The organism is bacterium, assembly GCA_035691305.1.
GTDB lineage: Bacteria > Sysuimicrobiota > Sysuimicrobiia > Sysuimicrobiales > Segetimicrobiaceae > DASSJF01.
Map to the genome: position 1 here is coordinate 1 of DASSJF010000025.1, position 26,246 is coordinate 26,246.

Annotated in this window: 26 protein-coding genes; 14 read left to right on the forward strand and 12 right to left on the reverse strand. The window is 70.5% G+C overall.

The genetic code is table 11. The features are described 5' to 3' along the window. Positions 1-594, forward strand: a 594-nt coding sequence (locus VFL28_04050) for an energy transducer TonB (protein ID HET7263816.1), incomplete at its 5' end; no start/stop codon positions are given. Here VFL28_04050 and VFL28_04055 read toward each other — a convergent pair. Continuing rightward, complete coding sequence (locus tag VFL28_04055; GenBank protein ID HET7263817.1) at positions 579-1,133, reverse strand: DUF6580 family putative transport protein; 555 nt, start codon at positions 1,131-1,133, stop codon at positions 579-581. The genes VFL28_04050 and VFL28_04055 overlap by 16 nt on opposite strands. Positions 1,134-1,225: 92 nt before the next feature. Here VFL28_04055 and VFL28_04060 point away from each other — a divergent pair, with 92 nt between their 5' ends. The 3 genes from VFL28_04060 to VFL28_04070 all read left to right on the forward strand — a co-directional run bounded on the left by VFL28_04060 (position 1,226) and on the right by VFL28_04070 (position 4,466). Next, positions 1,226-2,755: a cobyric acid synthase gene (locus tag VFL28_04060; GenBank protein ID HET7263818.1), complete on the forward strand. Its 1,530-nt coding sequence runs from the start codon at positions 1,226-1,228 to the stop codon at positions 2,753-2,755. A 52-nt stretch (positions 2,756-2,807) separates the two neighbouring features. Next, a complete protein-coding gene (locus VFL28_04065) occupies positions 2,808-3,806 on the forward strand; it encodes a C-terminal binding protein (protein HET7263819.1) in 999 nt (332 codons plus the stop codon). A 129-nt stretch (positions 3,807-3,935) separates the two neighbouring features. Continuing rightward, complete coding sequence (locus VFL28_04070; protein ID HET7263820.1) at positions 3,936-4,466, forward strand: hypothetical protein; 531 nt, start codon at positions 3,936-3,938, stop codon at positions 4,464-4,466. A gap of 114 nt (positions 4,467-4,580) precedes the next feature. On the opposite strand, the gene VFL28_04075 is transcribed toward VFL28_04070, so the two are convergent. Beyond that, positions 4,581-5,024, reverse strand: coding sequence for a hypothetical protein (locus tag VFL28_04075; protein ID HET7263821.1), 444 nt, complete (start codon positions 5,022-5,024; stop codon positions 4,581-4,583). 130 nt (positions 5,025-5,154) lie between these two features. Here VFL28_04075 and VFL28_04080 point away from each other — a divergent pair, with 130 nt between their 5' ends. Further along, the gene (locus tag VFL28_04080) at positions 5,155-5,586 is read left to right on the forward strand and encodes a hypothetical protein (GenBank protein ID HET7263822.1); all 432 of its coding nucleotides are present in this window, start codon (positions 5,155-5,157) and stop codon (positions 5,584-5,586) included. On the opposite strand, the gene VFL28_04085 is transcribed toward VFL28_04080, so the two are convergent. From VFL28_04085 to VFL28_04105, 5 genes are all read right to left on the reverse strand, one after another. Further along, entirely contained in the window at positions 5,543-5,749 is a 207-nt protein-coding gene (locus tag VFL28_04085) for a cold shock domain-containing protein (protein ID HET7263823.1), read from the reverse strand. The genes VFL28_04080 and VFL28_04085 overlap by 44 nt on opposite strands. A gap of 75 nt (positions 5,750-5,824) precedes the next feature. Further along, a complete protein-coding gene (locus VFL28_04090; protein HET7263824.1) occupies positions 5,825-6,835 on the reverse strand; it encodes a hypothetical protein in 1,011 nt (336 codons plus the stop codon). Positions 6,836-6,864: 29 nt separating this feature from the next. Beyond that, positions 6,865-7,854 (reverse strand): pilus assembly protein N-terminal domain-containing protein, encoded by a 990-nt coding sequence (locus VFL28_04095; protein ID HET7263825.1) that lies wholly within the window; start codon positions 7,852-7,854, stop codon positions 6,865-6,867. Further along, complete coding sequence (locus VFL28_04100) at positions 7,809-8,180, reverse strand: hypothetical protein (protein HET7263826.1); 372 nt, start codon at positions 8,178-8,180, stop codon at positions 7,809-7,811. The genes VFL28_04095 and VFL28_04100 overlap by 46 nt, the downstream gene beginning before the upstream one ends. 82 nt (positions 8,181-8,262) lie before the next feature. Further along, complete coding sequence (locus VFL28_04105; GenBank protein HET7263827.1) at positions 8,263-8,517, reverse strand: hypothetical protein; 255 nt, start codon at positions 8,515-8,517, stop codon at positions 8,263-8,265. A gap of 301 nt (positions 8,518-8,818) precedes the next feature. Here VFL28_04105 and VFL28_04110 point away from each other — a divergent pair, with 301 nt between their 5' ends. The 3 genes from VFL28_04110 (at position 8,819) to VFL28_04120 (ending at position 11,975) form a co-directional block, all read left to right on the forward strand. Next, positions 8,819-10,117 carry a helix-turn-helix transcriptional regulator gene (locus VFL28_04110; GenBank protein ID HET7263828.1) on the forward strand — a complete coding sequence of 433 codons (1,299 nt, stop codon included), beginning with the start codon at positions 8,819-8,821 and terminating at the stop codon, positions 10,115-10,117. A 159-nt stretch (positions 10,118-10,276) separates the two neighbouring features. Beyond that, complete coding sequence (locus tag VFL28_04115; GenBank protein ID HET7263829.1) at positions 10,277-11,416, forward strand: PrsW family glutamic-type intramembrane protease; 1,140 nt, start codon at positions 10,277-10,279, stop codon at positions 11,414-11,416. Between the two features lie 187 nt (positions 11,417-11,603). Next, on the forward strand, positions 11,604-11,975 hold the full coding sequence (locus VFL28_04120) for a hypothetical protein (GenBank protein ID HET7263830.1): 372 nt from the start codon (positions 11,604-11,606) through the stop codon (positions 11,973-11,975). Positions 11,976-12,100: 125 nt separating this feature from the next. Here the strand turns inward: VFL28_04120 and VFL28_04125 are convergent, their stop codons facing one another. The 4 genes from VFL28_04125 to VFL28_04140 all read right to left on the reverse strand — a co-directional run bounded on the left by VFL28_04125 (position 12,101) and on the right by VFL28_04140 (position 20,826). Further along, entirely contained in the window at positions 12,101-13,279 is a 1,179-nt protein-coding gene (locus tag VFL28_04125) for a caspase family protein (GenBank protein ID HET7263831.1), read from the reverse strand. Between the two features lie 27 nt (positions 13,280-13,306). Next, a complete protein-coding gene (locus tag VFL28_04130) occupies positions 13,307-17,353 on the reverse strand; it encodes a hypothetical protein (protein HET7263832.1) in 4,047 nt (1,348 codons plus the stop codon). Then, entirely contained in the window at positions 17,353-18,882 is a 1,530-nt protein-coding gene (locus VFL28_04135; protein ID HET7263833.1) for a toll/interleukin-1 receptor domain-containing protein, read from the reverse strand. The genes VFL28_04130 and VFL28_04135 overlap by 1 nt, the downstream gene beginning before the upstream one ends. Positions 18,883-18,951: 69 nt before the next feature. Further along, positions 18,952-20,826 carry a hypothetical protein gene (locus VFL28_04140; GenBank protein HET7263834.1) on the reverse strand — a complete coding sequence of 625 codons (1,875 nt, stop codon included), beginning with the start codon at positions 20,824-20,826 and terminating at the stop codon, positions 18,952-18,954. Positions 20,827-20,937: 111 nt separating this feature from the next. Between VFL28_04140 and VFL28_04145 the strand changes: the two genes are divergently transcribed. Genes VFL28_04145 through VFL28_04155 form a run of 3 tightly spaced genes read left to right on the forward strand, consistent with a single transcriptional unit; the run spans position 20,938 to position 24,372 of the window. After that, the gene (locus tag VFL28_04145; GenBank protein ID HET7263835.1) at positions 20,938-21,345 is read left to right on the forward strand and encodes a hypothetical protein; all 408 of its coding nucleotides are present in this window, start codon (positions 20,938-20,940) and stop codon (positions 21,343-21,345) included. Continuing rightward, on the forward strand, positions 21,332-23,341 hold the full coding sequence (locus tag VFL28_04150; GenBank protein HET7263836.1) for an ankyrin repeat domain-containing protein: 2,010 nt from the start codon (positions 21,332-21,334) through the stop codon (positions 23,339-23,341). The genes VFL28_04145 and VFL28_04150 overlap by 14 nt, the downstream gene beginning before the upstream one ends. A gap of 35 nt (positions 23,342-23,376) precedes the next feature. Then, positions 23,377-24,372, forward strand: coding sequence for a hypothetical protein (locus VFL28_04155; protein HET7263837.1), 996 nt, complete (start codon positions 23,377-23,379; stop codon positions 24,370-24,372). Here VFL28_04155 and VFL28_04160 read toward each other — a convergent pair. Then, positions 24,369-24,692 (reverse strand): hypothetical protein, encoded by a 324-nt coding sequence (locus VFL28_04160; protein HET7263838.1) that lies wholly within the window; start codon positions 24,690-24,692, stop codon positions 24,369-24,371. The two genes, VFL28_04155 and VFL28_04160, sit on opposite strands and share 4 nt — an antisense overlap. A 76-nt stretch (positions 24,693-24,768) precedes the next feature. Here VFL28_04160 and VFL28_04165 point away from each other — a divergent pair, with 76 nt between their 5' ends. From VFL28_04165 to VFL28_04175, 3 genes are all read left to right on the forward strand, one after another. Continuing rightward, positions 24,769-25,413 carry a hypothetical protein gene (locus tag VFL28_04165; protein ID HET7263839.1) on the forward strand — a complete coding sequence of 215 codons (645 nt, stop codon included), beginning with the start codon at positions 24,769-24,771 and terminating at the stop codon, positions 25,411-25,413. A 60-nt stretch (positions 25,414-25,473) separates the two neighbouring features. Then, positions 25,474-25,890, forward strand: coding sequence for a pyridoxamine 5'-phosphate oxidase family protein (locus VFL28_04170; protein ID HET7263840.1), 417 nt, complete (start codon positions 25,474-25,476; stop codon positions 25,888-25,890). Continuing rightward, positions 25,887-26,246: hypothetical protein (locus VFL28_04175; GenBank protein HET7263841.1), on the forward strand; the 360-nt coding region annotated here is incomplete at its 3' end. The genes VFL28_04170 and VFL28_04175, both read left to right, overlap by 4 nt.

Sequence of the window (26,246 nt, forward strand, 5' to 3'; positions counted from 1 at the left end):
ACGGTGACGCTCGTCGTGCCGCCGCGCGCACCGGTGCCGCAGCCGTCACCGCGGTCATCGTCGCCGTCTACATCGTCGCCTCACTCCGCGGCGCCACCCGCCGCCGCGGCCACACCGAGCGCCGGTACGACGCGGGCCGGGACGCCGTTCACCGGCGCGCCGGGTTCGTCCGGCACCGCGGGCGGCACGGGTTCCGGCGCATCGCCGGGGTTGAGCGGCGCCGACGCATCGGGCGCCTCAAGCAACGCCGTGGCGCCCGCACCGCCGGCGGCTGCGCCGGTGGTGCTTCCTCCCCGGGTCATCTCGACACCCGGCACTTCATATCCGGGCGACGCCTTCCGCTTGACGGTGCGCCGTCAGGACCTCGGCGCCGCCGCGGCCGTCGAGGGAAGCGAAGGCGTGGTGGCGATTCGCGCGCTGGTGCTCGCGACGGGGGACGTGCGCAGCGTCGAGGTGACCGCGTCGTCCGGGTCGGACGCCCTCGACCGGGCGGCGGTGGACGCCGTCCGCGGTTGGCGGTTCGCGCCGGCCACGCGCGACGGCGCGCCGATCGCCGCGTATGTGGTCCTGCGGATTCGCTACGTGGTGCGCTGAGTCGCGCTGAGGCCGGTGCGGCGCCGTTCCACGGCGCGCGCCGCGTCGTAGATTCCGAAGAGGGCGAGCGAATATCCGAGATCGCTCAGCACCGTGTTGCCGAAGAATGGAATTCCCGCGATGAACGAGGCGGCGAGCCCGGCGGCCGTATGCGGATAGAGCGGACCGGTCCACTCCCCGAGGTTGGTGATCAGGTAGAACACTACCGCGGACGCGAGCGCGGCGCCGGCCACCCGCCCGACGGACCGGCGGTGCAGCGCCAGCCGGCCCAGGATGACGATCACGGCGTAGGCCGCGTACACCCAGACCATGCCCGGGCCGTAGAAGCCCAGCACCGCGTCGGACAGCGCGACGGCGGCAAGCGGCACGGCGAACGCCCACACACCGGGGAGCACCGCGCCGCCGAACAGCGCGAGCGCATCCATCGGTTGAAAGTTCGAGGCGTGCGGGACCAGCCGCAGCAGGACGGCGGCCGCGACCAGCCCGTAGGGCAGCGTGCCGAGCCAGGCCGGGCGATCCGGAGTAGTGCGCGATCTCACCCGATCATCACCGGCTGGGGGGTTCTGGTATCGGCGGCGTGAATCCTTTGCCCCGATTGAGGCGCGGCCCACGCTCCGCGGCGCGCGTTCTGATGATCCAGGGCACGGCGTCGCACGCCGGCAAGAGCACCCTGGCGGCCGCGCTGTGCCGCGTTTTCGCGCGCGACGGATGGCGCGTGGCGCCGTTCAAGGCGCAGAACATCTCGCTCAACGCAGCGGTGACGCCCGGCGGCGGCGAGATCGGCGTCGCGCAGGCCGTGCAGGCGCGCGCCGCGGGCGTCGAGCCGGCCGTCGAGATGAACCCGGTGCTCGTGAAGCCGGCGCCCGCGGGCCGCACGCAGGTCGTGGTGCTCGGCCGCGCGTCGGCCGTCCCGCTCGGCCGCGGGGAGCTGTGGCGCGCGATCACGCAGTCCCTCGATCGCCTGCGCGCGGCCTGCGACGTGGTCGTGATCGAGGGCGCCGGCTCCCCGGCCGAAGTCAATCTGCGCGCCGCCGACCTGACGAACATGCGGCTCGCGCGCTACGCGCGCGCCCCCGTGCTGATTGTGGGCGACATCGACCGCGGCGGGGTCTTCGCGGCGCTCGCGGGCACGACGGCACTCCTCGACCGGGCGGATCGTGCGCTCGTCCACGGCTTCATGATCAACAAGTTTCGTGGCGACGCGAAAACGCTGCGGCCCGCGCTGCGCGATCTGGAAGCGCGGACGCGCCGCCCGGTGCTCGGCGTCGTTCCGTACGCGCCGGCGTGGCGCCTGCCGGAAGAGGACGCCGTGGCCTTGGATCGGTTCCGCGCGCCGTCTGGGCCGCCCTCGGACGGGGTGGACGAGCCGTCGCTCGAGATCGCCGTCGTGCAGCTTCCCTACATTTCGAACTTCGACGAGTTCGACGCGCTCGAGCAAGAGGCGGGGGTGCGCGTCCGGTACGTGCGGCCCGGCGCGCGCCTCGGACGGTCTGATCTCGTGATTCTGCCGGGCAGCAAATCGACCGCCGCCGACCTCGCGGTGCTGCGCCGGTCCGGGCTCGCCGACGCGGTGCGGGAAGCGGCGGTGTCGGGCACCCCGGTGCTCGGGATCTGCGCCGGCTACCAGATGTTGGGCCGGCGGATCGACGATCCGCGCGGCGTCGAGTCGGACCGCGCATCGGTCGACGGCCTCGGCCTGCTGCCGCACGTCACCACGTTCGCGCGGACCAAGCGCACGGCGCGGGTGCGGGTTCGCGTCGGCGGCGCGCCGCCGCACCGCGGGGGCCTCGCCGGTTCGTGGCCCGCCCTCGAAGCGCCGGGCTATGAGATCCATATGGGCCACAGCACGGCGGCCGGCCCGGCATGGGTGCGCGTCGTCGAGCGCGGCGGCCGGCGGTGCGACGAGCCGGCAGGCGCGGCGTCTCCGGACGGCCTGGTCTGCGGCACCGTGGTGCACGGCCTATTCGAGGACGCGGCCGTGCGCTACGCGCTGCTGGAGACGCTCTGGCGCCGCCGCGCTCCGGCGGCGGGCCCGGGCGGACGGCGCGAAGCGCGGCGGGCGCTCACGCTCGATGAGCGGCTGGACGGCCTCGCGGATCTCGTCGGCCGGCACCTCGATCTGGACCGCGTCCGCGCGATCGCGGGCCTGCCGCGGCGGTAGGTCCGTCGACCGGGCACAGGAACCGCGTCCCCCCGGCACAAACCCCGTACCTATGCCGTTCCTCGCCGTGATTACCGACCACGACTTCCCGAACCTCGACGACGAGGAGGAGGTGCTCCGGCCGCTCGGCATCGAGTTGCGCGTCGCCGACGCGAAGGACCGCCGCGCCTTTCTCGTGGAGGTGGCGGCCGCCGATGTGCTGATGAATGAGTATGCGCCGCTGAGCGCCGAGACGATCGGCGCGGCACAGCGCTGCCTCGCGATCGTGCGGTACGGCGTCGGCGTGGACACGGTGGATCTCGCGGCGGCGACCAAGGCCGGCATCTGCGTGGCGAACGTGCCGGACTACGGGACACAGGAAGTCGCTCTCCACGCGTTCTCCCTGCTCCTGGCCGTACACCGCTGGCTGCGCACGTACGACGCGGGGATCCGGGCGGGCCGCTGGCCGGCCGGACCGTCCGTCACCCCGCCGATCCGGCGCATCCACGGGCTCACCCTCGGCATCGTTGGCTTCGGGCGCATCGGTCGCTCCGTGGCCGCCTACGCGGCGCCGCTCGGCATGCACCTGCTCACGTTCGATCCGTACGTCTCGCGCACGGCCGCGGCGGAGGCGGGCGCGACGCTCGTCGACTACCCGACCCTGTTGCGCCAGTCCGACATGCTTTCGTTCCACGCGCCGCTCGGCTCGGATACCCGGCATCTGCTCGGCGAGGAAGAGCTCCGGATGGTGAAGCCGACCGCGGTCGTCGTCAACACGTCGCGCGGCGCGCTGATCGACACGCTCGCGCTCGCGCGGGCGCTGCGCGAGGGGCGTCTGGCCGGCGCCGGCCTTGACGTGTTCGAGAGCGAGCCGCTTGCGGCCGACCATCCGCTCCGTGAAACACCGAACACGATCCTGACCCCGCACGTCGCCTGGTACAGTGAAGAGGCCCGGCGCGCTCTCAAGCGCAGCGTGGCCGAGGAAGTGGCGCGCGTCGCGCGCGGTGAGTGGCCGCGGTCGCTGGTGAATCAGGACGTTAAAGCGCACGCGCGTCTCACCCGGGGCCGCTAGCATTTTCCTCAGTTCTCCTGGCAATCTCCACGAGTTCTTCACACGAGTTTTCTATATTGGTCTCGTGACTCGCCCTCTTTGTTAGATGCGAACGTACGATGGGTACTAGGTTAGTGAGGTGACTCTGCCATGATGAAATTCCTGACGACGGCCCTCGGTGGCCTCACGATTGCGACGATCACGAGCCTCGCACTCCTGCCCGGCCATGCGATGCTCGGCACGCAGCAGCCGCAGGCACAGGCGCCCGTGTCGGTGATCGCCGATCCGGGTCCGACGGCCGCGATGCCGGCTCCTGCGCCCGTCGCCGCCCCGGCCCCCATGCCCGTGCCTCCCGTGGTTGCCGCACCGGCTGTGACACATGCGGCTCCGGCGGTCTCCCGGCCTGCGCCGATTGCCCGTTCGGTTCCGCGTCCAGCCGCTCCGGCGGCCGGGCCGGCGCCCGCGGCGAATCCGATGGGCGGCATGGCCGGCGCCGGCGCCATTACGCAGTTGCTTCTCAATATGCCGCAGGTGCTTCAGGGCGGACAGGGTGGTCAGGAGGTCGGCCCCGGCGGTCCCGGCGGCTGGGGCCCGCCCGGACAGCGCGGCCGCGTCTATCGCCGGCATCACGACGGCGGTGACGGCAACGGAAACGGCGGCGTCGATGTCCCCGAGCGGTAAGTTCGGCTAGAACCGCTTCGATTAACCGAAACAACGTGACGGCCGCGGGCTTACGCCGCGGCCGTCACGTGCGTTTATTCGCTTTCCGCGCGACCTTTGACCGGTTCGGTGCGTTTAGAACTTCAGAATCGGGAGCTGCTGCATGTCGGGACCGCTCCCGGGCGGCGCCTGCGGGAACCCCGGCACCTGCGGACCGCCATACGGCTGCATGTAGAAGAACTCGGGGTTGCCGCCGTTCCGCGGCATGGGCCCGGGCCGCAACTGGTACAGCCGGCCCTGGTAGAAGAACAGCACTCTGTCGCAATCCTGCTGCGAGCCGGTGCCCGGGAAGGGCGCCTGGCTCGGGACGTTACCCGGCTGATTCAGGGGCGGCACCGGCACGAACTCGCGCGGGTTGAGCGGCGCGCCCTGCGCCGGCCGCACGACGAGCGCCATCCGGACCTGCGTGCCGCCGTGATGGCGGGTCCACGCCATCGCCGCCGTTCCGACGGCAAGCGTCGCGGCCACCGCGCCGATTGCGATGCCTAGTGCGAACGTGCGGACCGTGCGCCCATCCATGGACTGCCAGCCTCCCAGGGCTCAAGTGAACGTATGCTATCACAGCAAAGCGTGCCTTTCCTGCCCTAGTATCCATTGTCCCAGGCTGCGTCGGCCGCCTGTGTTAGAATGAAGGCCGAGGTGATCGTGGGTGGCGTTGGTCTTCACATTTCCGTGCGGCCGCTGCGGCAAGAAATACAGCATCTACTACCCGAAGAAATTTATTTACTCGGTCTACGGCACCGGGACGCCCGCCCAGGGCGAGCGCGAAGACGCCGAGGAACAGGCCTCCGGCGCGATCGAGGCCGCGAGGCAGCACGCGGAAACCTCCGGCAACGTCTGGGTCGATGCGAGCCAGGTCACCAAGATCACGTGCACCTGCGGCAAGAACCTCGATCTCAACATCGCGAACCACCCGCGGGTGCCGCAGCGCAAGGCGCAGACCGCGGTTCGTCAAACCGGCGTGATCGCGTTCCCGACCGTCCGCAGGGCGGCGCATGGGCCGGCCCCACAGGACGACGGCGCGCACGGTCCCGCCGTCACGCCGGGCGCCTCGGAGCCTCCCCGACGACCAGACGTGTGATCTTCACGCCGCGCGGCGTGACCTCCGCCTCGTATTCCACGGGTTCGCCGGGCTCGAGCCGGCGCCGACCGGCGCGGCGCACGATCCGCCGGTGGACGAACACATCCCGTCCCTCCGCGTCGATCACGAAGCCGTAGCCCATCCGGCTGTCGAACCACTTCACAACCCCGCGTTCCACGGTGGTGCTGCATTGGGCGGTACCATTGCACGGTCCTGCGGTTTCGCGCGCTCTCAGGCGCTAGGTCCCTTCGAGCTCCGCGGGGCCACTCGCCCGGCGGAGCTCCGCCGGGGGCGTGAGTCCGTTCAGGATCGCATCGACGGAGTCCGCGACGTTGCGGTGCACCACGAACAGGTCACGGCGCGCCAGCTCGACGACGCGGTCGAACGCCGGCGGCTCGGTGCGCTCGAGGATCGTATGCCGGGTGGCGCCTCGGCGCATCGCGTCGTCCGCCGTCAGTACGATCGGCCGGGGCTGGCCGATGAGGCATGCGAGGTCCGGATTGAACACCACGTCCTGAAGCCGGCGGCCGTGCGCGGTCGCCACCACCTGCACCCCGCGGCGTGCCATCGTCCGGACCACGCGCGCGTCCGTTTCAAACCCGATCTCGTCAACGACCAGCGACTGCGCGCCGTGGTTGATGACCGCCTGCAGCACAAGGTGCGCCTGCCGCTCGCCGGGTGGGGCGGGCCGGGACGGGTCGAAGAGCGGGACCTGGAGCCGCCGCGCGCCCCCGATCGCCGCGTGCGGCACGCGGCCGTCTCCGCCGATTTCGTTGCTGGTGTCGGCGATCACGACGCGCCGCCCGATCTGATCCGCCAGCGCCGCGGCCGCGCCGCGCAGCACGGTCGTTTTGCCGACGCCCGGCGGCCCGACGAGCAAGATGTGATGACCCTCCGCGAGGAGATCCGCGATCGGCTCCGCCGCACCGGCGACCGCGCGGCCGACGCGGAACGTGAAGCCGACGATCTCGTGGTAGCGGTCGCGCACGCAGGCGATGCGGTGGAGGGTGCGCTCGATGCCCGTGCGGTTGTCTTCCCGAAACCGTGTGACCCGGCCGATCACGTATTGGATGTCGTCGGTGGTGACTTCCCGCGGGGCGAGCGAGACCGCGGCGCCGTCGGTGAACCGGAGGTGGGGGGGTCGCCCCAAGTCCGCGACGATCTCTTCCAAATCTTCGCCGCTGCGCGGCGCGACGCCGGCCGCGATCCACCGCGGCATGAGCGCGAGCAGGGCGTCGACGTCCGGCACGCGACGGGGCCGGTCCGGCGCGGACCCGGTCAGGGTGCCGCCGTCACCGGCAGGCGGTCCAGCCCGCTGAACGTCGCCTGGAGGACGATCGGCACCGGCGCCGCCGGGGCGGTGCCGGTGCGCGCTGCGGGGGCGTTGACGTGGTCGGCGGACTCGTCGGCGCCGGCCGGGAACAGGGCGAGGATCAGCTCGACCCGGCGGGCCGACGGTACGGCGATGTGGATCACTCCCGTCTCTGTCGCGCCCCGTGGAATGACATCGGGCCTCCCGCGGTCGACGCTGTCGCGCCCCATGCCGTAGGCCGCGGGCCGGCCGTCCGCGCGCACGAGCACCGAGGACGGTTTGATGACGAGATCGCCCCCGGCGCCGTTGGTGATCTCGTACCCCAACAGAATGCCGCTGCGCGTTCGAGTCGCGTGGAACGCGGCGGTCACGCCGCCGACCGCTTCGCGCAGGTCGAGCACCGCGGGCGACGGACCGCCCGGTGCCGCCCCGGCGGCGGCCGGCGGCGCCGGCGGGGACGACGGCGATGGGGCCGCCGGCGGGGACGACGGTCTCCGTGTGTCCGTCGGGGCGGCTGCGGGCGCCGGAGCGTGCGGCCGCGTGACGACGAACACTACGTCCGCCGTACGCTGGCCCGGACCGATGTCGAGATTCCAAATGGTGGTGACGTCCCCGAGCCAGAGCACCATGTTCGTCGTACCGGTGTCGGACAGCGGCTGCAGCACGACGTCGAAGACATCCGGCCCGCGGCGCACCGGCGCCGCGGTGATCACGCGGGGGTCGCCGATCGCGACCGTGTCGATGCGCCGGTCGGCCCTCACGATGAGCGCGAAACCGGGCTGCAGGTGAAGCGACGTGCGTATCGTCGGCGAGGTCGCGTAGACGGTCAGCGCGGGCAGCGCCGCGAACGCCGGACGCAGGAGCGGCAGGGCCGCGACACCGGCGGCGCAGACCAGCGCCGCCGTGATCCTCAGCCGCGCTCTCGCAGAAACTGCTCCATGCGCTCCGTGCCCCACTGCGAGATGTTGCGGCCTTCCATCAACAACTTGCTCTTGAGCCGGCGGATCTTGTCCTGCTCGATGGGCACGGCGATCGCCGCCAACGTGCTCCGATCGACGCCCTTGAAGAAGCGGAGACCTCCGGTGGCGGGCTGGCGCGTGCGGTGCGCAATGACCTCTTCGTCCACCCAATGCCGGATCACGTCCTGCATCAGGCGGCCCTCGAGGATCAGACGGGCCCGAAACCGCCGATGCAGCTCCTTCGGAACGTGGATGCCCATCTTGGCCTCGCCGCGCGCCCTCACGTCGCCCGCCTGGCGCTCGGCGCGTATCCGTCCGCGCATGCCGGCCCTCCTGCGAGACTGATGTCAGAACATCTATAATTTTAGATGAACCAACATCAATCCGCAAGTCGCCGGCCGGCGCTCAGTGCACCCCCCGGGCGCGCCGCCCGCGCAATGTGCGCGCGATGTCACGCAGGTGTCGAAGCGTCACGACGTGCAATCGGGCAACCTGCACTACGATGATCGCGGGGTCTTCCCCGTTCTCGGCCAAGCATTCCATCATCGAGCAGAACAGGGCCTGCGGCAGCCGCGTCGCGCAGTCGAGGGCTTCCTCCACCGTCAGCGTCCCCGTGCGCTCCGCGCCCTTGACCTGATCCCACAACTTGTCGAAGAGCAACGCCGCATCTCCCGGCGGTGCGTTTCGTGTCCCGATGGTACGTGCGTCCCGGCACCGCGACAAGCAACGTCGAGGACTCGCGGAGTTGACAGAGAGGACCGCGGGCCGTGGGTCTCCGGTCGACGGCGCCCTCAGCATATGGCCCGCGCGACCGCGAGATGCGGTTTACTTACGGCGGTTTACTTACGGCGCGCTTCTATATAGTTTCACTTGACAGATGTGGCAGGGTACTGTAGAAACTGAATTGCCACAGTTGTCAGACGGCCGAGGGTGGGACGGTCCTGAGTTCGGGGCACCCCGCATGACACTGGGACAGAAGATCCGTGCCGCCCGCCTCGAACAGCGGCTAACCCAGGAACAACTGGGCGGTCGCGATTTCTCGAAGAGCTACATCTCGGAGCTCGAGCGCGACCACCGCACGCCTCGCCTGACCACACTCAAGATCCTCGCGCGGCGGCTCAACCGGCCGCTCTCCTATTTCCTCGACGGCGTCACCGAGGACCGGGAGGCCGAGGCGTTCCTGATGGTCGGCCTCGCGTATCTCCACGCCGAAGCGCTCGCCGAGGCGTCGGCGTGGCTGAAGCGGGCGAACGACGCCGCGTCCGGCGACGGCGACGACCTGCTGCATGCGCGCATCGAGCTAGCCCTCGCCTGTCTGGACCAGCGGAACGGACACGACCTGCGGGCGTGGCGGCGTGCGGAGCGGGTGGTTCGCGCGGTGGCGCACACCGGAGACCGCGAGACGCTTGTGCGGGGGCAGGCGTGCCTCGGCCGCAGCAAACTCGCTGCCGGCGACCCTGCGTCGGCGGCATGGACGTTCGAGGCGGCCCTCCACCTTCTTTCCGGGCCCGAGGGCGATCCGTCGCCCGCGGCGGCGCTGCACTATTACCTCGGAGTCGCGCGCGAGCGCATGGGGCAGACGGCTGAAGCGGCCGATGCTTACCGCCAGGCGCTCGGCGCCGGCCAGTCGTTCGCCGATCCGGAGCACGCCGGCGGCCGGCATGCCCGTCGGGCGGCGGCCGCCGCGCAGGACGGTTCCTATGAAGCGGCGATCGCGCACGCCGGCGAAGCCATTGCGGTCTACGATACCGTGCAGCACCGGCGGCGGCTCGCGGACATTCACTGGCAGCTCGGCGATCTCGAGGCGCAGGCGGAGCGGTGGACCGAGGCTCGGCGGCACTACTCGGCCAGCATCGCGATGTACGGGGCGGCGCGGCAGGTTCGAGGCGCGGCGCGGACCCTGGGAGCGTTCGTCGATGCGGTGCACGCCCATCTTCGAGCCGACGTCCTGCAAACGATCGGCGAGGCCGCGCTCGCTCTGTTTCCCGACGACGACGGCGCGCCCGCTGAGGACCGTGCCGCCACACTCTGGCTTCGCGGTACGATTCAGCGAATGCTGGGCCGGATGGATCTCGCCCGCCTGTCCCTGATGGAAAGCCTCCGCCTTTTTGACGGCCTCCGCCGTCTCGGCGAGGCGAAGACGATACGCCGCGAACTGGCGCTGCTCGCGGTCGAGTCGGACGACCTCGCGACGGCGCGCGAGTACCTCGCCGTCCTCCGGGAAACGTCCGAGGCCTATCACGCACCGGTGATCCTCTAAGACGGACGGAGGATCGGTTACCGGATTTCCCGCTCCGTTCTGATCCAGAGTCCAGGGATCACCCGGAAGGACGCCCGCCCCGCCGAATCAAAGAAGCCGCGCCGGGAGCTCCGTCACGGCGGACCGCTCCGCATTCCGGTCTCGAAGGGGGAGAACTGAATGCGCTGCCCGTCGTGCGGGGCGGAGAACGATGCTCGAGACCGGTTTTGCACCCACTGTGGGTCGCCGCTGAACCCCGCGGCCGCGCTTCCGCGGCCCGCGCCCCCGCCGCCGCCCGCCACCCATCGCAACCACGGCGCCCTTCGCGCCGCCGAACTCCGCCTCGAGCGGCTGGCCGGCACGCAAGACCTCGAGGGCTTCAGCTTCCGCGAGATGTTCGGCGAGGTCTTCAAGCACCGGACCACGGACGAGATGGACGACTATCTCGTCGCGGGAACGAAGCGGACGACACCCGATCTCGGGGAGGTGAAGGCGGCGTGGCCCCGCCCGTGGCTGTTTATCCGCGTGCTGGCGTTTGTCGCGCTGCTCTACGCCGGCCTGGCGTTCGCGGCGTTCAACTTCGGCAACGTCTTCGCGATTCCGGGCATGCTCACGATCGGCGCGCTCGCCGTGCCGCTCGCCACGCTCTTTTTGTTTTTCGAGTTCAACGCGCCGCGGAACGTTCCGTTCCACACTACGTTGATGCTGATGGCGTTCGGGGGCGTGTTCTCGATCGTCGTCGCGTTGTTCGGGTACCAGGTCTCCAACCTCAACTGGCTCGGCGCCTCGAGCGCGGGGATCGTCGAGGAGAGCGGAAAACTCCTCGTGGTTGCCCTGCTCATGCACCAGGCGAGGTACAAGTACATCCTGAACGGCCTGCTCTTCGGCGCGGCGGTCGGCGCCGGCTTCGCGTGGTTTGAGAGTGCGGGATACGCGTTCGCCTACCTCTTGAAGACGCAGTCGCTCCTCGCCGCGGCGAATGAGACGCAGGTGCGCGCGCTCCTCTCGCCGTTCGCGCACGTGGCGTGGACGGCGATCGCGGCCGGCGCACTGTGGAGGGCGAAGGGCGACGCGCCCATGACCCTAAAGCCGTTCATGGACGCGACCTTCTGGAGGGCGTTTCTGATCCCGGTCGCCCTGCATATGCTGTGGGACTCTCCGATCCCCCCGCTCCTGGACGTCAAGTACGTGGCCATTGGGGTGGTCGCCTGGTTTGTCGTGCTGGGCTTGGTGCAGCAGGGACTTTGGCAGGTGCGCGACGGACAGCGTACGTCCGCCGCGGCCCCGGCGGCGGTCGGGGTCGTGGGCGGCGAATCGTGATAATGCGCGGCCCGTTGATCGGGATGGGCCGGAGGGGGAGTCGGCGATGTTCTGCGGTTCGTGCGGCAAGCCGCTTGCCGAAGGGGTGAAGTTCTGTCCCGAGTGCGGCGCGCCCGTCCGGAGGGCGCCGGCGGTACCGGAGCCTTCTGCGCCGGCGCCGCAGCCAACCGCGGCGCCGGTCGTCTCGGTGCCTGTTCCTCAGTCCGCGCCCGCGGCCGCCGCGGCGGCGCCGGCGATGGCGGCGGCAGCCGCCAAGAACATCGAGCAGGCGCTGATGGTCGCGCCGATTCTGTTGGCGGTCGGCGCGGGGCTGGTCGTCATGACCGGCGATTTGCTGAACTTCCTGTTCGTTCTCGGGGTTGCAGCGGTCGCCTACGCCGTGGGCTACAAGAACTACAAGGACGGCAAGTTGAAGGAGGCAAAAACCGGCGCCCTGATCATGGGGATGGTTGTCGGGGTCTTTTTCCTCATCAGCGCCGGCCAGGGCAACATGATCTTCACGCTGCTGGACGCGGTCTCCGCGGCGGCGCTGATCTTCGCGTCCACAAAGCTCCCGTAGTCATGCCGTGATCGACGTCGACGGCGCCCGGCGTGATACGCCGGGCTGCGAGCCGGTGCGCGCCTCGGTACACTACGACGACACGGAGGACGAGGTGGAGCGCTTCGGCCGGATGCTGGCCCGGATTACTTCCGCCTCGCGGTCCTCCCGAGCGCAACGCCCTCGCGAAGGGCCTCTACCAGCCGCGCCGTGTCGCCCGGCCCTTTCCACGTGGCCCACTGGATCGGATTCAAGTAGTCGCTGAGCGGCGGTTGGAGGGGCCCGAGGGCGCCGACCAGCACCGGCAGCGTGACCGGGCGGCCGCCGTGCGCCTGCGCGAGGCGATGCGCCGTTTCGAGCTCGGTGAGCAGTTTCCAGCTGCTGCCCGAACGCTCCGAGAGAAAGACGATCAGGGCGTCCGCGTCGCCGAGCCGCTCTTCGATCCACTTCGCCCGCGTGGCGCCCACGGGCATCATCGCATCGACGGAGAATTCGCACTCCGCCGCGAGCGCCGCGAGCACGTCCTGTACCGCCGGCGCCCCGGCATCGTCGCAGCTGACAAAGACGCGCGCGCGCCTCACGTGCCGTCTGGCCCCTGCCTCCGGGACCCGGCGCGCGATCACCATCGTGCCCTGCACGTTGCGCCCCGACATCATCGGCGTCTGGGCGCCGCCGCGCATGCCGTCGCTGACGTACCGATAGAGCTCGGGCACTGTGACGTTGCCGTTTTCGTCTGGTTTCGCGCCGTGGTGGATGCCGTCGATGAGATATCCCGTGAACGCGCTGTACGGCGCGTCCGCGCGCTCCTTCGCGACCTGGTAACCCGTGGACGCGGAGAGGATGTAGGTCCCGCGTCCCTCGGCGGCGAGCGTTTTCAGCTGGTCGTCCACGCCGCCGCTCTTGTACGTCGCGTCCGCCGCGCCGCTGTAGCAGCAGTCGAGGATCAGCACGACCTTCGTGCAGGAACAGTCCGACACGATGTCGCGGATGCTCTGCGTCGGCACCGACGTCGTCAGCAGCGTCGAGGTGTTGGTGTCGGCGGTGGCGAGATAGAGCCGTCCGTTGAGGTCCAGCTTGCCGTGCCCGGAGTAGTAGAGGAGCACGAGGTCGTCGGGCGCCGCCTGCCGGAACACCCGCTCGATCGTGAGCAGCACATCGCTGTGCGGCGCGTTCTTGAGCACGATCGGGTCGGTGAAGCCGCCCGCGGCCGTCAGTACCTCGCGCAGCCCGTCGACGTCGTTGGGCGGGCAGCGAAGCGCGCTGAGCCCGGAGGCGGGCACGAACTCGCTGCTGGCGATGAGGACCGCGTAGCGGCGCTCAGCCATGCCGTCTCGTCCGCCGCGCGCCAGCCGTCACCGCGAGCACGTGTGGCCGTACTGGTCGTACGGCAGCGTAGCGCCGACCCACTGATTCCATTCTTCGCGCGTGAGGTCGCGGTTGGCGATGCGGCACGCCTCGTGCATCCACGACGCGCGGCTCAGATCGAGCAGCACGACGTCGTTGCCGAAGGCCGAGGCCAGCACCGTGCCCGTCGGGTTGACCACGACGCTGAACGCGTCGTGGTCGTTGGGGCTCAGCGGCGGCCCGAGCGGCACGCCCAAGCCGACGATCCAGAGCCGCATGGTGTGATCTCCGGCGGCGGATGCGAGGAGGGTGCCGTCGGGACTGAAGGCGACGCTCCAGACCGTGTTGGTGTGACCCCACATCTCTTCCGGGGGGCCTGCGATCCCGTCGCTCGACACGTGCCACACCCGGACGCCGGTATCGCCTCCCGCGCCGACGAGTTTGCCGTCGCGGCTGAACGCCACGCCGTACAGACCCTGCAGGCTGCTGTCGACGGCGTGGCCGAGCGGCCGCCAGGTTCGTGCATCCCACAGCTGCAGCATGCCGTCGGCGGTGGCGGACGCGAGGGTCCGGCCGTCAGGGCTGAACGTCAGCGCCTCCACCTTGTCGGAGTTGTCGGTGATCGGCTTCCTCAGTGGGCGCCCCCTCGTCACATCCCACAGCTGGATTGTCTGATCGTCGCCTCCCGATGCGAGGATCTTCCCGTTCGGGCTGAAGGCCACCGCGTTCACCCGATCGGTGTGCCCCGGCAGCGCCGCGTTCTTCGGGTCGCCGGGGCCGAGAAGATACCGCTGCCGTCCGGTGGCGACGTCCCAGAGGCGAACCGACGGATCCGGCTTCCCGCCTGCCGACGCCACCAGATCGCCGGTCGGGCTGTAGGCCACGGCGGTCACGGCTGCGGTGTGGCGCACCGGGTCTTTCGGATCGCCCGGCAGCGTTCGGACCGTTCCGGTGGCGACGTCCCACAGCCGAACGAGCTTGTCGCTGCCGTCGGCGCCCGCGAGGGTCTTCCCGTCCGGACTGAACGCGAGACCCCACACCCACCTCGCGGCGAGGTGACGTTGGAGGCGCGGGTGCGGGGTCACGTTCCACAGCACGATCAGGCGGTCCGCCCCACCTGCCGCCAGCGTCCGGCCATCGGGGCTGAAGGCCAGGCCGTACACCGCGCTCGCGTAGCTCGTCAGGGGACCTTCGACCGGCTTGAGCGTCTCGACGTTCCACAGGCGCACGGTATCGTCGACGCTCGCGGAGGCCAGCGTCTTGCCGTCCGGATGAAAGGCGAGCCTCCACACCGCGTAATCGTGTTTGCCGACGATCTTGTCCGTTCCGGTGGCGAGGTTCCAGACCCGGACCGTTGGATCGTCGCGGCCCCCGCCCGAGGCGAGCAATGTGCCGTCGCGGTTGAACGCGAGGCTGAGCACCGAGGCCGTATGCCCCGGCTTGTCCTTCCCGTCGCCCGGGCCGAGCGTCTTGAGATGCTCGCCGGTCGCGGCGTTCCACAACTGAATCGTCTTGTCGCTGCCGCTCGACGCAATGACCTTGCCGTCCGGGCTGACCGCGACGCTCCAGACCGACGCCGTGTGGCCGGGCGTGCCCTTCCCGTCCCCGGGTCCCAACTTGTACAGCTGGCGCCCGGTCGAGACGTCCCACAGACGGACGGTCTCGTCCTCGCTCCCCGACACCAACTTGCCGTCGCGGGTGAACGCGATGCTGAGCACCGGCGCGGTGTGTCCCGGGCGCGCTGGATCCTTGGCGTTGCCGGGCCCGAGCACGCCCCGGGGCCGTCCCGTTGCGGCGTCCCACAGCCGGATCGTCGCGTCGTCGCCGCCGGACGCCACGATCGCGCCGTCGGGGCTGAACGCGACGCTCCGCACCGTGTCCGTGTGGCCGACGAGCGGCCGGCCGATCTGCTGCCCCGTTTCCGCGTTCCAGAGCCTCACGGTCCGGTCGTCGCCGCCCGACGCGAGCAGCCTGCCGTTGGGGCTGAAGGCGATGCTCCGTACGCTCCCGGCGTGCCCGTGAAGGAACGTCCGCATCTGCGGGTGCGACTCCAACAGGTCGTACAGGCTGCCGCGCACTTCCATCGTATCGTTGAGGCGGTCGCCCTCGAGTGCGAGCAGCAGCGCCAGATCGTAGCGGTCGTTGGCCAGCGATCGGGCGCTCGCCGCCAAGTGGCCGGCGATCGCCGCACGGGCCTGCGCCTTCGCCGCGTCCTCCGCCGCGCGCGCCTTGCCTTCGGCGATGTGCGCGGCCTGCGCGCGGTCGTCGGCACGTTGTCTCTCGAGGACGGCGACCGTACGCTGCCGTTCGGCCTCCGCCGCCGCCGCTTTGGCCTCTGCCGCCGCGTGCTGTGCGGTCTGTAGCGCCCGCCGGCGCCCGGCTTCCGCCGCAACCCGGCCCTGCAGTTCGGATTTGACGGTGTCGTACGAGGCGGCCAGCTGCGACTGCATCCCTTGGAGTCTCTTGAGGTTGATCGCCGCCTCGTCTGCACGGGCCCGCTCCGAGACGGCGGCGGCCTGCTGCTCGCGGTAACCCCACGCGGCGAAGATCAGGACGACGGTCAGCGCCGCAGCGCTGGCCGCCATCGCGAGCGACCGGGCCCGCCGGCGCCGCTTCGTCGACGCATCTTCCGTGGCGCGGCTCGCGTCGAGAAACGCCATCGCTTGCTCGAATCCTGGGTGGTACCGGCTCGCCCACGCCGCGGTCGGCGCCTGCCGCGTGCGCCACGCCAGCGCGCCGGCCAGATCCGGGCCGCTCCACAGCCCCGCCTGTCCCGCGGCGCGCAGCGCGGCTTGGTCCGCGAGCCGCCGGAAGGCTTTTGCCGACTCGGACTCCTCGTCGACCCATCCCTTGAGGCGGTGCCAGCCCCGGATCAGGCTCTCGTGCGAGATGTCGATAACCGTGTCTTTATCGAGCGAGATCGGCGCGGGCGGCATGAGGAACGACCGGCCGGGGCGCCGGAACGCTTCGATCACCGGGATGACCGCGGCGGGATCCGCCCCCGCCACGGCGGCGATCTCCGCGACGGTGGTCGGGCGGCGCAGTTCGCGGTTGTCCGGGCCTTTCTCCGTCAGGGCCCGGAAGAGACTCTCGGCGATCGCGCGCCGGCGCTCGGTGCCCAGTTCCAGATAGGCCTCTTCGGCGTGGCGCGAGAGCGCCTCCCCGATGCCGCCGACCGCCTGGTAGTGCTCCAGGTCGACCGGCTGCCCGTCCGCATGGCCGCGCTCCCAGCAGTCCCATGTGCGCATGAGCACGTGCTGCAGGGTCGGCAGCTTGTCGATGTCTTCGCCGGCGTCATTCAACAGACGCGTCACGAGCCGCCGCGACACGTGCCCGTCGGCGACCCGGATCGGCCCCTCGATCGTCGACCGCAGCTGATCCCGGTTCATCCGCGGGATCAAGTAGAGGCCTTCCGTCACCGTCTCGGGGAGCTCGCGGAACCGCGCGCAGTCGCCGATAAAATCGGATCGCATCGTCAGCACGACGTAGATCGGCACGTCCCGCTGCCGGGTCGCTTCGAGCAGCAGCCGGACGAAGGCGGCGGCGTCGTCCTCGCGCCGCGCCTCGCCCGCGTCCGCGAAGCGGAAGAGTTCCTCGAACTGGTCGACGATGATCAACAGATTTTCGTGCTCCGGCAGCCTGGCGAGCTGCACCGCGTCGATCAGGCCGAGGCCGCTGCGGCGCAGCGTCACCTCGAGCTGGATCGCGTTCTGCGCCGCGTCCTCGCCGACGGCCGCCGGGTGGCCGAGCACCGCCGGATCGTTGAGCGCCCGCGCGAGATGGCCGATGGGATCGCCGCCGGGACGGAAGATCGCCGCGCGCCAGTGCGAGCCGGCGTGCGCCATGAAGCCGCCGTAGAGATAGGGCAAGAGACCGGCGCGGATCAGCGACGACTTGCCGCTGCCCGACGTCCCCACGACGGCCAGGAAGCGCTGCCGGCGCAGGCGACGGAGGATCTCTTCGCTCTGCCCCTCGCGGCCGAAGAAGAGATGTTCTTCTCCCGGCTCGAACGGACGCAGCCCCGGGAACGGATGGGTCCGGATCTCCGCCGCCATCAGCGGCGCTCTCCGCCGCCGTTGGAGACGCGGTGCAGAAACGGGTCCAGGGGCCCAGGCGCGAAGGTCTCCGCGCCGCGCACAATGATCGCTTCGTGCGTCGCGAGTTCACGCTTGCCCGGCGTGTCCGGCGGGGCGACGTAAATCGCCTTGACCCGCACCGGCTGCTGCCTGAGCCGCAGAATCTTGCGGAAGTCCATCAACTTGGCGCCGAACCACCGGTCGGACCCCTGCCCGTAGTAGATCAGGCAGGCGTCGCAGTTTTCCAGGATCTCCGTGTGCGCGCGCAGCGCCTCTCGCTCATCCTGGTCTTCGATGGGGAGCATCACGTCGTAGCCTTGATCGAACAGGTATTTCTTGAGCGCGAGAAGCGGCGCGGACTCGCGGTCCAGCCGGTCGCAGATGAGGTAGACGAGCGGCGGCTCCGTGGTCGCCGCGGCCGACTTGGCGGCCGCGGCCGGCGTCCTGGCGGCCTGTTTCTCGCGCGCCGCCGTGATCGCACGCAGCTTCTCCTGAACGGCCGCCTTGAGGTTTTCGAGGTGGGTTCGCAGCACGTCCGAGCCGGTCTGGGCGCCGGGATCTTCCTCGAGGTACTGAATGAACCGCCGCTGCCGCTCGTCGGAGGGCTCCACGTCGCCCGGGATCCACACCAGCCGCGTGAAACCGTCGCGGGCCCCCTGCTCGAGGGCCCACTGATACTGCAGCCACGCCATCGATTTCTCGCGCTCGCCTTCGGGGACGACGCCGTACTCGTTGCCGACCAGATGGACCGAGAGCGCGGCGCGCTCCAGCCAGCCCTTCACCTGCCCGCTCAGCTCGCGCACCCGGTACGGCAGGCTGCCCGCGGGCAGGACGGTGTAGCCGCGGTCTTTGAGGTCGCGCCGGACCTCGAGCACCGCCTCCTCGAGGTCCGACGCCGGCTCGGCCAGATAGACCGCCGGACGCTCCGGCGTCTCGGAGGCCCCGGGGCGCGTCCGGGTCTCCATCGTCTTCAGCATCTCGACGATGTCCTTGGCCAGATCGTCCATCACGGTGAAAAACCGCGCGGCGTGCTCCTCGTTGAGCATCGGACGGTACTCGTGGCCCTGCGGGTCGTGGAACTTGTAGCCCTCCTGCCGCTGCAGGACGGCCGGCAGATCGTTCGTCGGAACGGGCAGCTTGTCGGCCTTGAAGACGCGTAGCCTCTCCTCGTCGATGTGGATCCCGAGGTCGCGCTCGGCCTGCTCGACGAACTCCCGGAGCTCGCGCTGACACCACTCGCGCTGGAGGAAGCTCGGGCTGACGATGGACAAGAGGATCGCCGTCTTCTTGAGGCGGCGCGAGATCTTGTTTTCAAAATCGTCGTGGCTGCGGACCTCGCCCTGGTCGAGCCAGACGCTGGGGTCCTTGCCCAGACGCACGCGCACCCGGTTGACGAGCTCGCGGTAGAGCTTGAGGACCCACCCTTCCTTTTCTCTCAGGACGCGGTCGTCGTCGAAGTGGGCGTAGCTGATGAAGACGTCGTCCTCGAATTTTGTCAGGAACCCCATACCCGATGCAGCCCCCCGCGGCCCGCGTCTCGCTTATTGTAGCCTGGAAATCCCTTTCGCGGGGCGCCCTTATCCCGCGTGGATCTCGAGCGGCCGGGACCGGTGCGCGATCACCCAATCGCCGTTCTCGATCAGCGCCTCCCGGCCGAGCGAGAGGATCAGGCGTCGGGCCTCCGCGGTCTGGCCCGCGGCGAGCATGCGCCGCAGCCGCTCCTCGGCGCCGTGGAACATCAGCTGCATCCTAACGTATTGTTTGACGTGGTCTTCGAGGACTTTCTCGTCGGCGTAGGCGTAGAGCAACGCCGCGACGATCAGCAGCGCGAGGATGGCGGCGATCAGCGTCCCGTGGCCGAGCTCGTGGCGGTTCAACAGGAACGCGAGCGCGGCGCGCCAGGGCAGCGGGAAATTGAGGGAGACGCCGAGCGCCACGGTGCTCAACGTGCCGAGGGCCAGCGCCCACTTCGCCCGTTTGGTGAGGCGGTGGAGTTCGGCGCGGTCGCGGACGGCCGCTCCGCGGAAGTACGCCTCCTGCGCCTGGACCCAGCGCGCCAGCACGAGCCGCAGCCTGGTCCCGTCATCCGCGGGCGGCGCGGTCGCGACGGTGTTCCCCGTCTCGGGAGTGTGATCCGCGAGCAGGGTCCAGGTCCGCAGCGCGACCCGGATCCAGTCAAGCTCGCTCTTCTGCTTGAGCATGTAGTGGTCGGCGACCGAGTCGGGCACGCCCGCCAGGCGCCAGAACATCTGCACGCGCAGTCCCTCCGCCAGCGCCCGGTAGTCCTGCGACTTGTTCTGAAAGTCGCCGCGCCGAGCCCACCAGGCGCGCGCGGCGTCCGCGCCGAGCGCGCGCGTGAGAAGGCCGGGGCGCTCGATCGGCGCGCTCCAGACGTACACGGAGAACGTGACGCCGAGCAGCGCCCCGTAGATGAGTAGCAGCGGCGCCCAGTGTCCGAGGTGCGCGTAGACGCCGAACGCGACCGCGGTCACGAAGGCGAGCAGAAACAACGCCGACCGCGCCTGATCGGTGGTGCGCCGGAAGACGCGCGCGAGCGTGTCGGCGGCTGTATAGCGGTCGAGGAGGTATCCGACGCCCGCGCTCGCGTGCGCGCCGTCCCCGAGGATGTCTCGCTTGGCGCCGTCCCGTTCCCCGGCGACCAGGGTGTGATGCTGCCGCACGTCGCGATTGAACGTCTCCAAACGCTGAAAGACGCGCTCGTAGAGGCGGCCGTGCCCCTTGTCCCCACCGAGCCGCGCCGGCGAGAGCAGCCGGACGGTGAAGGCGGGGTAAGGCGTCTCGGGATGGCTGCGGCGGGGGGTGACGATGTGGTAGACGGGGCCCAACTCCATCTGGTCGATCGGCCCGCGCTCGGGCGCGTATTCGGACGGCAGGCCGTTGAGAGCGAAGTCCACGACCTGCGCGGTGGCGCCCGCTTTCACCGACGGCTCGCCGTCCCACAGCGCCACCAGCACTTGGCTGTGGGCCGCGATGAACGCTCCCAGCCGTTCGTACTGTTTGTCCCGGGCCGGTCCGTCCCGGGCGGCATCCTCCGCCGGGGTGCCCGCCGCATGCGGCAGCTCGAACCACTGGTCCACCTGCGCCAATAGGCGTCGGAACTCCGCGAGCGAGCCGGCTCCGGCGGCGACGCCGAAATCCGCCTCGTACAGCGCCCGCGGCATCGGCAGGGGCGCGATGATGCGGATCGATCGATCCTCGTCGCGCAGCCGCAGGGCGACCCGGGTCACGAGGCGGTCGCCGCCTTCGGCGAGCGGGGTAAGCAGGATCAGCGGCGTACCCGGACACCGGGCCCGCAGCGCGCGGAACACGTCCGCGACGCGCGCCTCCAGGGCCGGGAGATCCTCCTCGCGCAGGTCGCGGTGGCCCGTGACGCCGACGATCAGCGGCAGGAGAGGCGGGGCGCCGGCGTCCGAGGTCTTCCGCGGGGGCATATTTTCAGGAAGAATCGACGAGCCGGCGCCGGTGTCCTGCGTGTGAAGACTGTGAAGAGGAATCCCGGCGGGGCTACCCAATCCAAGACGGCGCGGGGGAGGTGGGTTGCGATGGAGGTCCAGCTCAAGGTGGAGCCGGAAGGGCTTCCCGAGGGCGCCGCCGAGTCGTTGACGCGCGAGCTGTGCCGCGATCTGAACCGGCAGGCCGGCGCGGGCGCCACGCTGGTCCCCACCCCGCGCGAGGCCGGGGCCAAGGGCACGATCGAGCAGCTGTTCCTTCCCGGGCAGGCGCTCTTCGGAACCGTGATTACTCCCGGCGCGGGGGCCGCCGCCGGCGCCGCCGCGATCGCCGCCCTGACGCTTGACCTCTTCCGGTCGTACTTCGAACGGCTCCCGAAGCTTCGCCTCACGTTTGCGCGGGCCGACGGCCGGCGCGTGACGCTGACGCGTGAGAGCCTTGAGCCGCCGCGCGTCGCGGCGACATCCGGAGAGCTGCGCGATCTCTATGGCCGTCCGTAAGGCTGCGCTGGGAACGGCGCTCCTCGTCGCGCTGCTGCCGTGGCGGGTGTCGGCGGCGACGGCGCAGCCGGCTCCCGCTGCCAACATGGCCGCCATTCAGAACGCCCGCTGGAGCGTGATGCGCGTCGTCGCGGAGAGCGCCGACGGCCGCGCGCTGAACTCCGGCACGGGGTTCGTCGTCCGGTCGATCGTAAGCGGTCAACTGATCGTGACCGCGTACCACGTCGTCGCGGGCGCGTCGCGGATCCGGCTGTCCGGGGGGGCGTTTCAGTTGTCGGTTCCGGCGCGTCTCGCGGCCGGCGAGCGGGCCGCGGACGTCGCGATTCTGCTCGTGTCCGGCCAGGCGATCGCGCACCCGCTGCCGCTCGGCGACGCCGAAGGGGTGGCCGAACGCGACACCCTCTACGTGCTCGGGTTTCCGCGGCCGGAGAGTCTCGGCGAGACGCAGGCCACGATGACGCAGGGGACGGTGAGCGCGATCCTCCGGCCGCAGCGGCTGATCCAGATGCAGGCGCCGATCAGTCCGGGCAACAGTGGCGGCCCGGTGCTCAACCGGCGCGGCGAGGTGGTCGGCGTCGCTGCGAGCGTGCTGACCGGTCCCAACCAGGAGATCAACTTCGCGGGTTGGATCAACTCGGCTGGGCCGCTCCTCGACGGTCTGGCGGCGTCGATCCACGCGTCGCCGCAGTCCGGCCGGCGTGCAGTGGCCCTGGCCGCCATGCGGGGGGACGCGGGGGCCTGCGACCTTGCGGCCGCGTCTCCGAGTGTGAACCAACGCGACGAGACCGGCGCGCTGCCGCTCGTGGAGGCCGCGTACGCTCCGCACCTCCGGATCGTCCGGTGCCTCATCGCCCGCGGCGCGTCGGTGAATGCATCGGACGGGATCGGCATGACGCCCTTGCTGGCCGTGGCGCAGGCCCCGGGCGAGGCCGCCGCGTCCGCGCTCGAGACCGCGCGCTTTCTGGTCGGTGCCGGCGCGTCGGCCAACGCGCAGGACGCCGGCGGCAACACGCCGGTCATGTGGGCCCTCATCCGAGGCAACGACACGGTGGCGGTCTTCCTGGTGACGGGCGCGCACGCCAACGTGAACTTGCGGGACAAGAACCTCCGCACGGCGCTCATGTACGCGGCGGTGCTGGGCAACAGCCGCATGGCGGATCTGCTCGCGTCGCTGGGAAGCGCGATCAACACGCGGGACGTGGCCGGCCGCACGGCGCTCGACTACGCGATCCAGCGCGGCGACCTCGCCACGATCAAGGTGCTCGTCGTGCACCACGCCGATGTCGGCGAGCCCGATCAGGGCGGCCACACGCCGGTGTGGTACGCAGCGCGCCACGTGCTCGCCCTGCTCAACCTGGATCCGGGCCTCGCGCCGTCGTCGGACAAGGCGTCCGAGGCGCAGACACTGCTCAGCGCCGCCTCCCACGGCGAGCTGGCCAAGGTGCGGGTCTTCACAGCCTGCCGGGCGGCGGTCGTGTGCGATCCCGCGATCAAGCCGGACGCCTCGCCCGCCGCGTGGGTATGGTATCAGTCGGTCATCGTGGTGCTCGAAAGTCGCGGCGCGCCGGTGTGGTCGCACGCCCCGGGCGGTATGGCGCCGCTCATGCGCGCCGTGTGGGAGCAGCGCGCCGACGCGGTGCGGGCGCTCGCCGCCAACGGGACGTCCGTCAACGACCGCGACGCGGAGGGCTGGTCGCCCGTCACGGCCGCGGCGTGGGCGGGACGGGCGGACCTGGTGGAAGTGCTCGTGGCGGCCGGCGGCGACGGCGACGCCGTCAACGACCTCGGCCGGACGCCGCTGATGTACGCGGCGGCCCACGGTGACCTGCGCATGGTCCGCGCGCTGGTCGAGCGCGGCGGCGCCTATCCGGGCAGAACGGACTTCGAAGCGCGGGACGCCGCGTGGTACGCGGCGTGCTTCGCCCCGGCGCCCGGCCGTCAGGCCGTTCTTGTCTATCTGCACGCGGCGGGGACGGTGTGCGCGCGCAGCCCATAACGGCACGGCAGGCAAGGCGGGGGGAGGCACACGGCATGAAGATGGTGTGGCGCGGTGCGGCGGTCGTCGCGGCCGCGGTAATCTGCGCCGGGTGCGGCGAGGGGCCGGGCGTCGGGATGACGTCCGCGGACTGGGACATGCTGTATCAGGCGCAGCTGACCCGCGAGAAGGCGCTGGCGATCGCGGCACAGTCCGCGCAGATCTGGAGAGACTCGCAGGCGAGCCGCCGCCGCATCGAGGCCGGGCGGGCCGAGGTCGATCAGCTGACGCGCGAAGGGAACGACGTCCTCGCCGTCGCCCACGACTGCAAGCCCGGCGACAAGGACGCGCTGTGCACCGCGAGCATGCCGATGCCGGATCAGCTGAAGGCGCTCAAGGCGAATCAAACGGCCGTGCAGTCCGCAGCGGCCGCCTTCCAAACCGAATACGACGGCGTCGTCCAGCGGTACGCGGACGCGCGCGCGCCGTGGAACGCGTGGCTGCACACCGTGATCCTCGTGCTGGCCGACGACGACAGCGTCACGTCGTGGAGCGGCTTCAGAAAGAACGAGCAGATCGCGATCGCGGCCGGACAGGCCTTCGTCGGCGCGACACCGGAGGACGCGCCGACGCGGGCGCTCCGGGCTCGCCAGACGGATCTGCAGGCGGCGCTCTCCGCCTACGACTCCAGCGTGCAGGCGCTCGCGCGCAGCGTGCTCACGGCGCGCGGCCAGATCGAATCGACCGCCACGGTGATCGCCGTCCAGGGTCCGATCCCGTCCCAACCCACCGGCGCCGCCGCGGCCGCCGGCGGAGGCGGCGCCATCTCGTTCGATCCGACGCAGTTCATCTCCCAGTTCATCACCTTGTGGGGCCAGTTCGAGCAGCAGCGCGCCCAGCGGGCGGCCCAGGTGCGCGAAAAGCTGATCGGCCAGCTCGAGACGTTCATGTGGCCGGAATACAGCTGCTTCACGACTCCGGCGCCCGGCTGTCCGGGGTATCCGGCCGGACGGGCGTCCGCCCCGGCCGGCGGGGCCCGCGCGTCACACTAGGCGATCAGGCCGCCGACAATCGCGCCGAGGAGAAGCGGACCCACGTGCGTAAGGAGCACGATGGAGGCGCCGAATCCAAGCACCGCGCCTAGGAGCGGAATGCCGGTGAGGGCCGACGCAAAGACCGTCAGCGCCACCCCCGTCACGATAACCGGTAAGAACACGGCGAGGATCGCCGGACCGACGCCGCCGGCTTTCCGGCCGCCGACAATGCCCGCGACGAGGGGCCCGATCACCGGGAGCCAGAAGAGCAGTATGGAGATGATGAACATCCAGGCCATGCCGCTCGTGACGCTTCCGCGTCGTTTGGTCGCCGTCATAGTCTAAACTTTACAGTTTCGCAACACGGTTGTGGCGGCATACAGGCGGCACGTACGCTCGTCCAGGGGGTGTGCGATGGACCGGCTCCAGCAGAACGGAGGAACCGCCGGCTACATCACTGCGCTCTGCCTGGCTCTGCTGTTCATCTTGTTCATCGCGAGCGGCTTGGATCCGCAGACGGCGCAGGATCCCGCGAAGGCGCTGCCCCTCTTGGGACAAAAGGCCGGGCTCTTCGCGGGGATCGGCGTCTTGGGCCTGCTGGCCTCCGGTTTCGGGCTCGTCTTCACGTTCGGCGTCTTCTCCCGCCTGCGCGAGAAGTCGCCGACGCGCGCCGCGGCGAACCTCGGCCTGGCGTTTATGGGTCTGACCCTGCACGCGCTCGGCGCCGCGCTCCTGTGGCAGGGAGGTCAGATCCTGGTCGCGCTCTTCGCCGCGAATCAAGCCGCGGCCGGCGCCGGTTGGATCGCGCTCGGCGCCGTCAACCAGGCGCTGATGGCGTCCGGCAACGCGTTCACCGGAGCCGCCGTCTTCGTGGCCGGCTGGGCCATCGTGGACACCGGAGCGATGAACCGAACGCTCGGGTGGCTGGCGATCGTCGCGGGCGTCGTGGAGATGCTGCAGGTGTTCAGCGCCCCAATGGCGTTGATGGGGCTCGGATTTATCCTCGCGATTATCTGGCTCGCCTGGGGCGGCGCCCAACTGCGGAAAGCGGCGGCATAAGCTTCGGCCGGCCGAGTAGAATCCGGCAGGTTCGCGGCGGGCGGCGCCTAAGTCCGCTTCATGCCGCGGCGGTTCAGGGACGACGATATCCAGCGGCTTCTCGGCTCGCTCGAGGTCGTCGTGCTGGCAACGATTCAGCCGGACGGCTCACCGCTCGCGATGCCGGTGTGGTTCTGGCACGATCGCGAGTCGCTCACGATGATCAGCGAAGCCGCTACACAAAAGGTGCGCAATATCCGCCGCGACCCGCGCATCTGTGTCGTCGCCGAGTCGGGGTCGCGGGAGGACGCGCGCGCCGTGATTGTCGGGGGACGGGCGGAATTCGTCGGAGAAACGCCGGCGCGGCAGGCGCTCGTCCGCGGCCTGGTCGACAAGTACAAGCCGAATCTCGGCCGCCGGTGGCGCGGCGACGCGATGCCGGCGGACCGCGTCATGTTCCGGGTCGTTCCAGCTTGGGTACGGACCTACGGGATGTGATGCGCGGGTCGGTCCGCCGCCCAAACCGCCCGTTCCTCCGTCCGATGTTTCAGGCGGCGGCCCTTGTGCTCGTCGCCGTGATCGCGGCCCCCGCGATTGGCGAAACGCCCGCGAGCGTCGGTTTGTACGAGCCTCAACGGGCCGATTTTCCGTGTCCGACGCCGATCACTCCGGCGTACGGCCGGGGCGACTGCAACGCGTACTTCTCGTTGGTGCAAAAGTTCTACCACGGAGTTCCGATACTCGTCGCGGGTTGGACGGCGCGCGCGCGCCGGCTGCTGTCGAAGGTCGGGGACCCCGCAAAGCCCGGGCTGACCGAGAAGATCAACGTGCTCGGACGGACGATCGCGACGGAG